Source organism: Acinetobacter sp. 226 (assembly GCF_048147925.1).
Taxonomy (GTDB): Bacteria; Pseudomonadota; Gammaproteobacteria; order Pseudomonadales; family Moraxellaceae; genus Acinetobacter; species Acinetobacter pecorum.
The window spans coordinates 15628-28873 of the sequence record NZ_JAYWYX010000020.1; the positions used below are offsets into that span (position 1 = coordinate 15628).

The 13246-nt window shown below is 44.7% G+C and carries 11 protein-coding genes and 1 tRNA gene; 9 read left to right on the top strand and 3 right to left on the bottom strand.

Translation table 11 applies throughout. The annotated features are described in order from the left end of the window. The first annotated feature begins 72 nt into the window (after window positions 1–72). Window positions 73–951 carry a metal-dependent hydrolase gene (locus VXP95_RS10590; protein ID WP_416712007.1) on the top strand — a complete coding sequence of 293 codons (879 nt, stop codon included), beginning with the start codon at window positions 73–75 and terminating at the stop codon, window positions 949–951. Window positions 952–1009: 58 nt separating this feature from the next. Here VXP95_RS10590 and VXP95_RS10595 read toward each other — a convergent pair whose 3' ends face one another. Together VXP95_RS10595 and VXP95_RS10600 are read right to left on the bottom strand one after the other, a co-directional pair. Then, window positions 1010–2002, bottom strand: a complete 993-nt coding sequence (locus VXP95_RS10595; protein WP_416706149.1) for a DUF2804 domain-containing protein — start codon at window positions 2000–2002, stop codon at window positions 1010–1012. Between the two features lie 136 nt (window positions 2003–2138). After that, window positions 2139–2648, bottom strand: a complete 510-nt coding sequence (locus VXP95_RS10600) for a DUF1543 domain-containing protein (RefSeq protein WP_416712008.1) — start codon at window positions 2646–2648, stop codon at window positions 2139–2141. A 483-nt stretch (window positions 2649–3131) separates the two neighbouring features. Between VXP95_RS10600 and VXP95_RS10605 the strand changes: the two genes are divergently transcribed. Further along, window positions 3132–5369 (top strand): NADP-dependent isocitrate dehydrogenase, encoded by a 2238-nt coding sequence (locus tag VXP95_RS10605; protein ID WP_064095198.1) that lies wholly within the window; start codon window positions 3132–3134, stop codon window positions 5367–5369. 231 nt (window positions 5370–5600) lie between these two features. Here VXP95_RS10605 and VXP95_RS10610 read toward each other — a convergent pair. After that, window positions 5601–5687: transfer RNA gene (locus VXP95_RS10610), tRNA-Leu, on the bottom strand. A gap of 167 nt (window positions 5688–5854) precedes the next feature. Between VXP95_RS10610 and queA the strand changes: the two genes are divergently transcribed. From queA to secF, 7 genes are all read left to right on the top strand, one after another. Next, window positions 5855–6889: a tRNA preQ1(34) S-adenosylmethionine ribosyltransferase-isomerase QueA gene (gene queA, locus VXP95_RS10615; RefSeq protein WP_064095199.1), complete on the top strand. Its 1035-nt coding sequence runs from the start codon at window positions 5855–5857 to the stop codon at window positions 6887–6889. 16 nt (window positions 6890–6905) lie between these two features. Next, window positions 6906–7934 (top strand): hypothetical protein, encoded by a 1029-nt coding sequence (locus tag VXP95_RS10620; protein WP_416681908.1) that lies wholly within the window; start codon window positions 6906–6908, stop codon window positions 7932–7934. Window positions 7935–7957: 23 nt separating this feature from the next. Next, window positions 7958–8527, top strand: coding sequence for a LemA family protein (locus tag VXP95_RS10625; protein ID WP_144725074.1), 570 nt, complete (start codon window positions 7958–7960; stop codon window positions 8525–8527). Window positions 8528–8745: 218 nt separating this feature from the next. Then, window positions 8746–9876, top strand: coding sequence for a tRNA guanosine(34) transglycosylase Tgt (gene tgt, locus VXP95_RS10630; RefSeq protein WP_064101890.1), 1131 nt, complete (start codon window positions 8746–8748; stop codon window positions 9874–9876). 101 nt (window positions 9877–9977) lie between these two features. Continuing rightward, window positions 9978–10307: a preprotein translocase subunit YajC gene (gene yajC / locus VXP95_RS10635; RefSeq protein WP_064095203.1), complete on the top strand. Its 330-nt coding sequence runs from the start codon at window positions 9978–9980 to the stop codon at window positions 10305–10307. Between the two features lie 51 nt (window positions 10308–10358). Beyond that, window positions 10359–12257, top strand: coding sequence for a protein translocase subunit SecD (gene secD, locus VXP95_RS10640; RefSeq protein ID WP_064095204.1), 1899 nt, complete (start codon window positions 10359–10361; stop codon window positions 12255–12257). An 8-nt stretch (window positions 12258–12265) separates the two neighbouring features. Continuing rightward, window positions 12266–13240 carry a protein translocase subunit SecF gene (secF, locus tag VXP95_RS10645; protein ID WP_171254909.1) on the top strand — a complete coding sequence of 325 codons (975 nt, stop codon included), beginning with the start codon at window positions 12266–12268 and terminating at the stop codon, window positions 13238–13240. Window positions 13241–13246: the final 6 nt, after the last annotated feature.

Genomic DNA, 13246 nt, shown 5'->3' on the forward strand with positions numbered 1-13246 from the left:
GCAAGCGCTGTCAAAACAATTACAGAATTCCCCGACATACTGTTCGCATCGTCATAAAAAAGAACGTACAAGATGAATGCAGTATTAAAATCTTTGATAAAGCCCGTAGTACGGACCCAGCTTGATTTTAAACTGGATGAAATTCCACGCTACTGGTTGGGCGGCGATCCCTTTCTGACCCGCATGTTCGATGCCCTGAGCCTGACCTTTCCTGATGGTGAGCGCTATTTTATTCAGAGTGTACGCCTGTTCCGCGATCAGATCACAGACCCGGAACTGCAGCAGCGTGTTGCAGATTTTATTCGTCAGGAAGCGCAGCATGGCATGACCCATGAAAAAATGAATCAGCTGATGCGCGAGCAAGGCATGCCCGTAGATCAGTTCATTCAGCGCCTGAATTACATGATGAATTACGACTTGAAAAACCGCTCACCTGAATACAATATCGCGGTAACTGCTGCCGCAGAGCATCTGACTGCGCTAATGGCCGAGACTTTTTTTGGACAGAAAGATACGTTAAGAGATGCCCATCCTTTTGTTCGTGCCATGTTTGCATGGCATGCCATTGAAGAAATGGAACATCGTGATGTGGCTTTTGATGTGATGAAAGATGTAGCAAAAACTCCAGAGCTTCTGCGAAAATATAGCTTGGTGATTACTACCCTGCTCATGTTCAGCTTTACCATATACCGCGCCAATATCATGCTTAAACATGATGGATTCACGCCATTACAACGTTTACAAATGAACTTAAAAGGACTGCCCTGGTTTTTTGGCCGTAACGGGAAATTGACCCGTATGGGTACACAATATCGGGACTGGTTTAAACAAGATTTCCACCCTTCCCAGCATCCGGTAATTGCCCAATATGATGTCTGGGTAAAAACTCTAGCCGAAACCAATGATCCTATTCAGGCCGGTGAAGCCTTCTGGCAGGCTGCCAAAGATTAAGTTCAAATCAAAAAGCCTTCAAAATTGAAGGCTTTTTTTAGGTCTTATGCCTGTACATTTACCACTTGGCATAATGCTGTTCAAGCAAGGCATATTCATTTAGTAAAATAATTTCCTGATCATCTTGCTGAATCGTTCCGGAAACCTTGGCTTGCCACTGACTAAACTGGCTCCCGACCAGACGCAGGTTGAGATTTTCATAACGGCGCCAGCCTGTGCTGACCATCAGATTCAATCTTTCATCCAGCGACTGAATCGTCCATTGGTTTTCCGATTCCTGCTGGAACAGCACATCGGCCAGTGGATAAATTTTTCCATTGACCCACAGACAGTTCTCGTTGCCAAAACTTTCATTCACGCCCGAAGCCAGATTAAGCCCAATCCGGTTATGGTTCACATCCCAGAAATTACAGGACAGCCAGAACCAGGCGGTTTCCGGGCGTAAAAAGCCACACGTATCATCTAATGAGGCAAAGCTGCGTTCATTAAACTGGATGGTTTGTCCCTGCTTGTTAATGAAAAAGCCTTCACAGCCCAAAGTGGTCAGTTTCTGGGTATAGGTCCAGCCGTTGATGCCAGTCGGACTGCACATACTCAGTGGATCGGTTCCAGCACAGAAAATCCGGGCACTGAGTTTAATTTCACCATATTTGCTGACGTTGATATAACGCACGCCGTTGGCATGCTGGATATCGATCTGAAAAGGTGACTTGTGAAAATAACTATGATTAAACAGCGGCTGTTCATCCAGCACAGTGTTACGGGACAGGAAATTAATCGCATTCCATTCCAGCACTTCATTGTTCATATGGTTATAGACATAAACAAAGCCATGCCCTGCCCATGCAATATCGGCAATCGCCAGTCCAATGGTATAATGCTCGTGCTGAATACTACAGAATTTGAATTTCTTATATTTTAGATGCTTACGCCAGCCTGACAGCACATGGCCATAAGGATTCTTGTATTGATATGCCTGATAGTCAATACTTTTTGGAAGCTCCTTAAAACGTCCATAACGCGGTTGTCCATTTGCCTGAATTAAATCCATTTAAGACATTCCATCTCAGTCAAAACTGTTTTTTCCTTGACTGTATTATGCCAATTATTAAATTTTGATAAAGATATTTTTTAAACCGCTTATCGAATCCTTCAGCCGCAAGAAGCTTTCTCTCTCATAGACAACTTTAAATGGTGAGATAGGTATTTTCCCAGTGATTGTCACTAAAACTGCTCTCTACCAGTTGGACGTAGCGGCCATAGACCTGATCAATTGCAAGACAGTCATCTACATCCAGTACACGGTCGGTATGCTGTTTTTGCCAGTGCCGGGCGAAGTAGGCTTTACCGCGCTGTTTAGCGACCATGGCATTCTGTGCAATCACCAGCACATAACGATGCAGCTCGCCAAACTCGCGTGGATCATAACCACCCAGATTAATCAGCCAAAGTTTTTCATCGGCCGGGTTTGGAGCAGCATCAGTAAATTGCAGCGCATAGGATTTCCCCTCGAACTCCAGCCCGTTAATTTTTGCCCAGGCATCAATATGCAGACCTTTCTGCTCAGCAAACCAGGCATTTTTCAATTGCGGATAGGTATCTTCCAGACTCTCTCCTACTGCCAGAACCACATCATGAACTTCTGTATTGGCACGGGCATGACGGCCACCAAGCATCACAATAAACAGGCTGGGCATAGTATTTCCTTATTCGTGTCGATCTTTCAAAATGAATGGATGTATGTCGACCAGTATAGCGCAAAGCCATTTTGTAATTATGGTGTCATCTTCCAGAGCTAGATTGACAGACTGAGGTATGAATTTATGCAAAACAGGTTCCGGAATCGTTATCTATACAAGATCAGCTTTATTCCTTCTCAATTCACTCTCAGGCTAAAAAAGTCTTTTTCAGGGGATACATTTCGCTAGTGGCTCATTTCCAAGCATTTACATCGGGATTTGCAGCCGCAGAAGGATTGTTTTTTGTACAAAACATAAACACGGCTAAACTGCACAAATCTGTACGAATTTTCGCCCGAATTTCAATATGAAAGCATATTTCGTTGACTGAAAAGCGCTGAAGGACGATACTCTCAATGTTTTTATTTAAGCAAATCGGTTCAACGAGGCTGAGCCAAAAGTTCGGGCCTCAGAAACTCAATCCAACGCAAGGGGCTATATATGGCTGGTGGAAAGTCACAAATTATTTACACACTGACTGATGAGGCGCCACTACTGGCGACTTACTCACTGCTGCCGATCATTGAGACCTTTACTAAGCCTGCTGGTGTAGAGATTGTTAAAACTGACATCTCTGTAGCTGCACGTGTGCTCGCAGAATTCTCTGACTATCTCAGCGATGAGCAAAAGGTAACTGACAACCTCGCAGAACTAGGTCGTCTTACACAAGATCCAGACACGAACATTATCAAACTCCCGAATATCAGTGCGTCAGTTGCGCAGCTGACTGCTTGTATCAAAGAACTTCAATCGAAAGGCTATGCGATTCCTGACTATCCTGAGAATCCGGCAACTGAAGAAGAACAGGCACTTAAAGTACGTTACAGCAAATGTTTAGGTTCAGCAGTTAACCCTGTTCTACGTGAAGGTAACTCTGACCGTCGTGCACCAGCTGCAGTTAAAAACTACGCGAAAAAACACCCACATTCTATGGGTGAATGGAAGCCTTGGTCACAAACTCACGTTTCTCACATGCAAGAAGGTGACTTCTACCATGGTGAAAAGTCAATGACTTTAGACCGTGCACGCAATGTGAAAATGGAATTGATCACTACCTCTGGTGAAACCATCGTTCTTAAGCCAAAAGTTGCGCTTCTAGACGGCGAAATCATCGACTCAATGTTCATGAGCAAAAAAGCACTTTGCGACTTCTATGAAAAAGAATTAGAAGATTGTAAAGAAGCTGGCATCTTGTTCTCTTTACACGTTAAAGCGACCATGATGAAAGTTTCACACCCGATCGTATTCGGTCACTGTGTGAAGATTTACTACAAAGACGCTTTCGAAAAGCATGCGAAATTATTCGACGAACTCGGCATTAACGTAAACAACGGTATGGCGGGTCTTTACGAAAAAATCGAAACGCTTCCGACTTCTTTACGTGAAGAAATCATCGAAGATTTACATGCGTGTCAAGAACACCGTCCTGCTCTTGCGATGGTTGACTCAGCAAAAGGCATCACCAACTTCCATTCTCCAAACGACGTTATTGTAGATGCATCTATGCCTGCAATGATCCGTACTGGCGGTAAAATGTGGGGTGCCGATGGCAAGCCTTATGACTGTAAAGCGGTAATGCCTGAATCTACATTCGCGCGTATTTACCAGGAAATGATCAACTTCTGTAAGTGGAACGGCAATTTCGACCCACGTACGATGGGTACTGTGCCTAACGTTGGTTTGATGGCTCAAAAAGCTGAAGAATACGGTTCACACGACAAGACTTTCGAAATTCCGGCAGCGGGTGTTGCAAACATCACTGACCTTGAAACTGGCGAAGTATTGATGTCTCAAAACGTGGAGCAAGGCGACATCTGGCGTATGTGTCAGGTGAAAGACGCACCGATCCGCGACTGGGTGAAACTTGCTGTAACGCGTGCACGTAACTCTGGCATGCCAGCAATCTTCTGGTTAGACCCGTACCGTCCACATGAAAACGAATTGATCAAGAAAGTTCAAACTTACTTGAAAGATCACGATACAGACGGTCTGGACATCCAGATCATGTCTCAAGTACGTGCGATGCGTTACACACTTGAGCGTGTTGCGCGTGGCCTGGATACCATTTCTGTAACCGGTAACATCCTGCGTGACTACCTGACAGACCTGTTCCCAATTATGGAACTGGGCACTTCTGCGAAAATGCTTTCTATCGTGCCTTTGATGGCTGGTGGCGGCATGTACGAAACAGGTGCAGGCGGTTCTGCGCCTAAACACGTACAACAGCTTGTAGAAGAAAACCACTTACGTTGGGATTCTTTAGGTGAGTTCTTGGCTCTTGCTGTATCTCTTGAAGAGCTTGGCATCAAAGAAGACAACGCACGTGCGAAACTTCTTGCGAAGACACTTGACCAGGCAACAGGTCAACTTCTTGACAACGACAAGTCTCCTTCACGCCGTACTGGTGAACTAGACAACCGTGGCAGCCATTTCTACCTTGCTAAATTCTGGGCTGAAGCACTGGCTGCTCAAGACGAAGATGCTGAACTTAAAGCGAAATTTGCGCCGATTGCACAAGCACTTGCTGACAACGAAGCGAAGATTATTGCTGAGCTGAATGAAGTTCAAGGTAAATCTGTAGACATCGGTGGTTACTACGCAGTAGATCCAGCGAAAGTGGGTGCAGTAATGCGTCCAAGCGCTACATTAAACTCAATCCTTGAGTCTTTTGCTGCGTAATCGCATGAAAGCTTGAAGATGATATAAAAAACCGGTCCTTGGGCCGGTTTTTTATATCTTTAGTTTTTCACCTAGCGATTCATGCAGGTACTTATTTGCCAAAGTAATCGGATATTCCAAAGCACAAAAAATTTAAAAGGTACAGTTGAAATGATGCATCATTTTAATTTTTATAAATTTCAGACAATAAAAAACCCCAAGACTGAATATGCTTGGGGTTTTTTAGAATTTTGGTCCCGAGGGTCGGACTCGAACCGACACGTCATCTCTGACAGCGGATTTTGAGTCCGCCGCGTCTACCAATTTCACCACCTCGGGAGTGGATGAAAGGTATAATACGCGATTTCTCAGCACTGTCAACGCAGAATATTTACATTTGTTTAATTTTAAAACAAATGGCATTTTTTCGTATTAAAATCGAGCAATTCCCGCCATAAAAAAGAAAAAAGTTTATACTAGCCGCAGTTTTTTTAGCGTAAATCATCATGCAACTTTCTGATTTTAATTTTGATCTCCCCGATGAGCTGATTGCTCGTTATCCACTGGAAACCCGTAGTGCCTCCCGTCTGCTTCACCTCGATGCCCAAGGCCAATATCATGACCATCAGTTTACTGACATTCTCGATTTACTGAATGAAGGCGACTTATTGGTACTAAACGATACTAAAGTGATGAAAGCCCGCCTCAAAGGTAAACGTGCCTCAGGGGGTGCAGTCGAAGTTCTTGTTGAACGTATGATGGATCAGTTCATTGCACACTGTCATATCAAAGCTAGCAACTCACCTAAAGCAGGTGCAGAACTATTTATCGGACCCGATGCAGTGACAGTAACCGTACAAGGCCGTCATGAAAACCTGTTTATTGTTGAATTTTCTCAACCGATTCTAGATGTGCTGGATCAATACGGCGCCCTGCCTATTCCACCTTACTTTAACCGTGAAGCAGAGGCAATTGATACAGAACGCTATCAAACTGTCTTTAACGACCCGACTAAAATTGCCAGTGTTGCCGCCCCGACCGCATCATTGCACTTTGACGAAGATTTATTGAAAAAGCTGGGAGAAAAAGGCATTCAAAAAACTTTCGTAACCTTGCATGTTGGCGCAGGTACATTTTTACCGGTGCGCACCAGCGATATTGAAAATCACATCATGCACAGCGAATGGTGCCAAGTGTCTGATGCATCTATGGAGCTGATTAAAGCCACCAAAGAACGTGGCAATAAAGTGATTGCTGTAGGTACCACAGCCACACGCGCAACTGAAAGTGCAGCTCAGGCCAATGGCGGTGAACTCAAAGGCTGGACCGGTGATACCCAGATTTTCATCTATCCGGGTTATCAGTTCAAAGTCGTCGATCGTTTGATTACCAACTTCCATCTTCCAGAATCAACCCTGTTAATGCTGGTATCTGCCTTATCTAACCGTGACAATATTCTGGATGCTTACAAGCATGCGGTAGACAGCAAGTATCGCTTCTTCAGTTATGGCGATGCCATGCTGATTGATCAGGTGAAATAACTGAGAGCTATTGCCCATGCCGATCGAGTCTGTACAGCAGTCCATTCATATTCGCCGCAAGAAAAATGCAGTGGTGTTTAAAAATATCGATCGGCTGTGGCACTTATCGAGTGATGCCAAAAGCCATCAGGACATTCTTAATGGCTTGCATCCATGGCAAGGCTCAATTTCTCTAAAATTTGAAAACACCCTACCGTGGTTCTTGGCACTCTTTGGTTTGATGCAAGTATTCAGCCTTATCATTGCACCGCACAATTTCTGGCTGCAATGCAATTTTGCCTTGGGTTTTGGCATGTTGTTTTGGGCCTATCTGATTTATGAGCAGGAGCACTACATCAATGATGTAATTGATTATTTAGAAGAACGTGTGCTGACACATAAATATAATCTCCACTTTCAACAACAGCCACAACATATTTCAATGCCACTTAATCCTCGGCAATTTATTGGCAATTTAAAACGCCTTTTTCCTGTTTTTGAACGTGGCTCATTACGCAATGACATCTCACGTTATGCCAGTACCACATGGTTAGATGAAAATGAACAAGAACACCAAGTCTTGTTGTTTGAATACCACTATGTAGATGAAATTAAAACCATTGATAAAAATGGCAATACCGTCAAACTCATTGAACAACATAAAAATTTGTGGGGTGCATTTGTCTTTGATGTCTCTGTGCAAGGGCTTGCCATTAGCACATCAAGACGTCCCTTCCCCTCACCTTATCGCCATCCTTGGCATAGCAGTGATATACGCACCAATCAGCGTTTAAAATTTTATGGCACAGATCCCATGCAAATGGCAAAACAGCTTAGTCCAGGTTTTGTGCTCCGATTAAGTCAATTTTTCCAATACCGTGAAGGCGATCTTATTTTTCATCCCCAACAACGTGTGCTGTGCTATTTAGGGCCACATGACATTTTTAATGCGCCTGAACGCAAGCAAAATATCCAAGATATTTCTGCATTGCGTGGACACCTGAGAACGTTTAAATTAGTAGAATTGGAAAAACTACAAACTGACTTGGTTCAGTTTTTAAAATAATTATTTTTCTGGGGACTGCTTTTATGGGATTTGTTGTTTTTGTCATTATTCCGATTCTGGTGATTGTTGCCATTATCATGATCCGCAACAGTATTGTCCGTCATCATAACGCCACGATTCGGGCCTGGTCAGATGTTGCCAGTTATGAACGGCAAAAACTGAAAATTCTGGACGGGCTGCAACCACTGGTTGAACAATACTCGAGTTTCGAAAAAGGCACGCTAGAAAAAGTGACCGAGCTGCGTCAAAACATCATGAACCTGAATATCAAGGATGCTGACATTGGACAGTTACAGCGCATTGAAAGCCTGAATAAACAGCTGATGCATAGCCTGAATGTGGTGATTGAAAATTATCCGGAGCTGAAAGCCAATGATATTTATCTGAAGATGATGGCTGAAATTGAAGAACAGAATGAAAATGTCGGTGCTGCGATTACCATTTATAATCGTAATGTCGAGCTGTTTAATAACCAGATCCAGATTTTTCCGCACAACATCATTAACAATATGCTGCTCAGAAAAAAAGTGGTACGCCCTTTCCGCGATCAAAGTGTGACCCAGAATTTTGATTACCGTCCGAACTTTCACTGAATGAGCAGCACCCTCGATCCGGGAAGAGATTATGTGCTCTTTATCGCAGCTTTCTGCGAACTTACGCATTTCACCTGATCTTTCATTTATTAATCGATAAATAAAATTACAGAGCGAATGCTCTACAATGCTGGCGTTTAGCATAAGAATCAAGGAAAATAGCGCCCTTTACATTGAACAATCAGCGAACTGTTTTTTCGCCTTGATGTGGAACTCCTATGAAGTTTGAAAAGTTAGCGCAATCCGGTCGTGCCCGTCGTGGTCGTTTGACGCTTGAACATGGTGTAGTAGAAACCCCAATGTTCATGCCAGTCGGTACTTATGGTACGGTCAAAGGCATGTTGCCGCGTGATGTCAAAGAGATCAAGTCTCAGGTCATTCTGGGCAACACCTTCCATTTGTATTTACGTCCAGGCCTTGATGTGATTCGTGAACATGGCGGCCTGCATGAATTCATGAAGTGGAACAATCCTATTCTGACCGATTCAGGCGGCTTCCAGGTTTTCAGTCTGGGCGCAATGCGTAAAATCAAAGAAGAAGGCGTAACCTTCCGTTCACCAATCGACGGTTCAAAAGTATTTTTATCTCCTGAAATTTCAATGGATATTCAGCACACGCTGAACTCTGACATTGTGATGATTTTTGATGAATGCACACCCTATCCGGCCACACATGAAGAAGCGCAAAAATCGTTGCAGCTGTCTTTGCGCTGGGCGAAACGCTGTAAAACCCAGCATCATGACGTGCTGAAAAACCGTAATGCGCTGTTTGGGATTATTCAAGGCGGTATGTATGAAGATTTACGTGATGAATCTTTAAAAGGCCTGCTAGAAATCGACTTTGATGGTTATGCGATTGGTGGTCTGTCCGTGGGCGAACCAAAAGAGGAAATGATCAAGGTACTGGATTATCTTCCAGAAAAAATGCCTGCAGACAAACCGCGTTATTTGATGGGCGTCGGCAAGCCTGAAGATATTGTGGAAGCGGTGCGTCGTGGTGTCGATATGTTTGACTGCGTAATGCCAACCCGAAATGCACGTAACGGTCACTATTTTGTGACAGACGGCTTGGTGCGAATCCGTAACAGTAAATACCGTCATGACCAGAGTCCACTCGATCCGCATTGCGACTGCTATACCTGCCAGAACTTTACCCGTGCCTATTTATTCCATCTTGAGAAATGTGGGGAAATGCTCGGCTCGATGCTCGGTACGATTCATAATCTGCGCTATTACCTACGTTTGACTGAAGCCATGCGTGATGCATTAGACAACGGCACATTTGACGAATTTGTCCATGACTTTTATACCCGCCGTGGTCTGGAAGTGCCACCTTGTCCGCAAGATTAATCCATCAGCATTTGCGCTGAGGAAAAAGACAATGTAAATTGCAGGAATATGTCAATTTATTATCCAGTTGATCACCAGTTTTTTTATTTTAGGAAAATGTAATGAGCCTTTTTATTTCGACTGCTCACGCTGCAGGTGAAGCTGCACAACAACCAAGCATGATAGCGAACCTTTTGATGATTGCTGTTTTTATTGCAATCTTCTATTTCTTGATCTGGCGTCCTCAATCTAAACGTGCCAAAGAACACCGTGCTTTGGTTGAAAGTCTGGGCGTTGGCAGTGAAGTAGTATTTGCAGGCGGATTAATGGGCAAGATCACCAAGATTGAAGGTGACTTCGCAGTGGTTGAATTGAGCCGCGGTGTAGAAGTCAAAGTTCAACGTGCAAGTGTAATCTCAGTTCTACCTGAAGGCACTTTAAATAACCTTTAATCAAAAATAGTCGTGCCCTCGCACGACTTTTTCATTTTAAGAAGAAAACGAATGCGTTACCCAGCATGGAAATATGTACTGATCCTGGTTGTTCTGGTGATCAGTACTTTATATGCCCTGCCAAGTTTGTATCCAGATGAACCTGCTGTACAGATTTCGGGTGCCAAAGCCGGTACTCAAATTGATGCAAGCATCGTACAAAAAGCAGAGCAAATTTTAAAAACTGAAAATATTGCCACTCATGACAATAGCTTTAGCAACAATGCGGCCCTATTACGTGTAGATTCAAGTGAAGCGCAACTTAAAGCCAAAGAAGCTTTACGTCGTGGTTTAGGTGATGAGTACGTGGTTGCACTTAACCTCGCCCCAACCACCCCAGAATGGCTGCAAAAAATTGGTGCCAAGCCAATGAAGCTTGGTCTGGATTTACGTGGTGGTGTTCACTTCTTGCTTGAAGTGGATATGGACAAGGCCATTGCCCAGCGTATGGAAACCTCTGCGACGGATCTCCGTCGTCAGTTACGTGATAACAACCTGAAATTTAATAGCCTGACTTTAAGCAACAACACCATTGTGATGCAGTTTGCCAACAATGATGATCGTGCTGCAGTGATGGACTTCTTGCGCCGTAACGGCAATGAGTTTACCCAGCAGGCTGTTGCAACCAGTACCGGTTCGACCTTACGTCTGAACTATACCGATGTGCGTAAGCAAGAAATTGAATCTTATGCAGTCAACCAGAACTTAACCACCTTACGTAACCGTATTAACGAGTTAGGGGTGGCTGAAGCACTGGTTCAAACCCAAGGCAGTAACCGTATTGTGGTTGAGCTTCCGGGTGTGCAGGATACAGCTGAAGCGAAACGTGTCCTGGGCCGTACCGCGAATCTCGAGTTCCGTCTGGTATCTGACCTAAATGATCAATACATCGATCCATATACCGGTCAGGCTACAGGTGCATTGCCACCAGGCACAGAAGTCTTTGCCTATGAATCACTGGACAGTGGTCGTCAGCTGCTTCTGAACCGTAACCGTATTTTAACTGGTGAACGTGTTCAAAATGCATCCAGTGGTTTTAGCCAGGACACTGGCGGTGCAGAAGTGAACATTACGCTGGACAGCGCAGGCGGCAAGCTGATGTCGGATGCGACCCGTAATGCGGTTGGTAAACGTATGGCAGTGCTGTTCATCGAAAACAAACAGCGCATTAACTATGTGGAAGACCCGGCAACTGGCACTCAAACTGAAGTCCGTACGCCATATACTGAAGCTGTCGTGATTAATGCTGCGACCATTCAGGCGGTATTAGGCTCTCAGTTCCGTATTACCGGTCTGGACTCGCCACAGGAAGCGGCTGAACTTGCATTAATGCTTCGTGCAGGTGCGTTGGCTGCGCCAATGTACTTTGTTGAAGAACGTGTGATTGGTCCAAGTCTGGGTCAAGAGAATATCGACAAAGGGGTGCTTTCAACTCAGATCGGTTTCCTCTTGGTTGCCATCTGGATGGTGGTGTTCTTCCGCGTATTTGGCCTGATTGCCAACTTTGCCCTAATATTCAACCTGGCCATGATTCTGACTGTCATGTCCTGGATTGGTGCTTCCCTGACCTTGCCGGGTATTGCCGGTATTGTGATTACCATTGGTATGGCGGTCGATGCCAACGTACTGATCTGTGAGCGAATACGCGAAGAAATGAAATGGGGAGCTTCGCCAAAACAGGCGATTGTGGCCGGTTATGACCGGGCCTATAACACCATTTTTGACTCGAACTTGACCACCTTCCTGGTAGCGTTCATTCTGTTCGCGATTGGTACAGGTCCGATCAAAGGCTTTGCCGTGACCTTAATGATTGGTATTGTCTGCTCAATGTTTACTGCCATTACAGTAACACGTGCAATCGTACAGATCATTTATGGCAAAAAACGTAACTTGAAAAAGTTGAGCATTTAAGGAGATCAATGATGACTGAAAATACTCAACTGGATCAAAAACAGTATGGTCGCCCGGAAGACGAACGCATTATCCCGTTTATGAAGATTGCAATGCCTGCGGCATTGTTTTCAATCCTCTTAACGGTTGCGAGTATCTTCTTTATTGCCACCAAAGGTCTAAACCTCGGTCTGGACTTTACCGGTGGTGTGGCAGCTGAACTGAATTATGCCAATCCGGTCAAACCGGAACAGGTTTCCCAAGCACTCAGCAAAGCCGGTTTTAATGATGCCGTGGTTCAAACCCTCGGTTCAGAACGTGATCTGATGGTGCGTATGCCCGTACAAGACGATATCGAAGCTGAAGACTTGACTCTAGCGGTTACAGCAGCGGCTCAATTGCCAAATAATCCGGCAGAAGTACCAAAGGTCGATGTCGTCGGTGGTCAGGTAGGTAACGAGCTTTATGTGCGTTCTGCTGGTGCTGTAGCACTGGCGCTCCTGCTGATGCTGGTCTATGTCACCATCCGCTTTGAGTTCAAACTGGCCATGGGTGCAGTATTGTCGCTATTCCATGACATTATCGTCACCCTTGGGATTTTTGCGATGATGCAGTGGCCATTTGACCTGACTGTACTTGCAGCACTCCTAGCGATCATCGGTTTCTCGCTCAACGATAATATCGTGGTCTCTGACCGTATCCGTGAGAACTTCCGTAAAATTCGTGGTGCAGAACCGGTCGAAATTGTCAACATCGCCCTGACTGAAACCTTGCGTCGTACCATTCATACTTCCATGACCTTATTGCTGGTGGTGCTTGCCATGATGCTGATAGGCGGTGATGGTCTGAAATGGTTCTCGATCGCGATGTTTGTCGGTGTCTTTGTCGGGACCTATTCGTCCATCTATATCGGTACGGCCTTTGCCTTGTGGCGTGGTCTAAACCGTCAGGACTTTATTGTTCAGGTGAAGCCAGAATTTGAAGACGAGAACCCGATTCCATAATCAGTT

Excerpts from the sequence above, each read along its gene's own strand:
- VXP95_RS10590 (WP_416712007.1), top strand. The coding sequence starts at position 73 with ATGAATGCAGTATTAAAATCTTTGATAAAGCCCGTAGTACGGACCCAG.
- VXP95_RS10595 (WP_416706149.1), bottom strand. The coding sequence starts at position 2,002 with ATGGATTTAATTCAGGCAAATGGACAACCGCGTTATGGACGTTTTAAG.
- VXP95_RS10600 (WP_416712008.1), bottom strand. The coding sequence starts at position 2,648 with ATGCCCAGCCTGTTTATTGTGATGCTTGGTGGCCGTCATGCCCGTGCC.
- VXP95_RS10605 (WP_064095198.1), top strand. The coding sequence starts at position 3,132 with ATGGCTGGTGGAAAGTCACAAATTATTTACACACTGACTGATGAGGCG.
- queA (WP_064095199.1), top strand. The coding sequence starts at position 5,855 with ATGCAACTTTCTGATTTTAATTTTGATCTCCCCGATGAGCTGATTGCT.
- VXP95_RS10620 (WP_416681908.1), top strand. The coding sequence starts at position 6,906 with ATGCCGATCGAGTCTGTACAGCAGTCCATTCATATTCGCCGCAAGAAA.
- VXP95_RS10625 (WP_144725074.1), top strand. The coding sequence starts at position 7,958 with ATGGGATTTGTTGTTTTTGTCATTATTCCGATTCTGGTGATTGTTGCC.
- tgt (WP_064101890.1), top strand. The coding sequence starts at position 8,746 with ATGAAGTTTGAAAAGTTAGCGCAATCCGGTCGTGCCCGTCGTGGTCGT.
- yajC (WP_064095203.1), top strand. The coding sequence starts at position 9,978 with ATGAGCCTTTTTATTTCGACTGCTCACGCTGCAGGTGAAGCTGCACAA.
- secD (WP_064095204.1), top strand. The coding sequence starts at position 10,359 with ATGCGTTACCCAGCATGGAAATATGTACTGATCCTGGTTGTTCTGGTG.
- secF (WP_171254909.1), top strand. The coding sequence starts at position 12,266 with ATGATGACTGAAAATACTCAACTGGATCAAAAACAGTATGGTCGCCCG.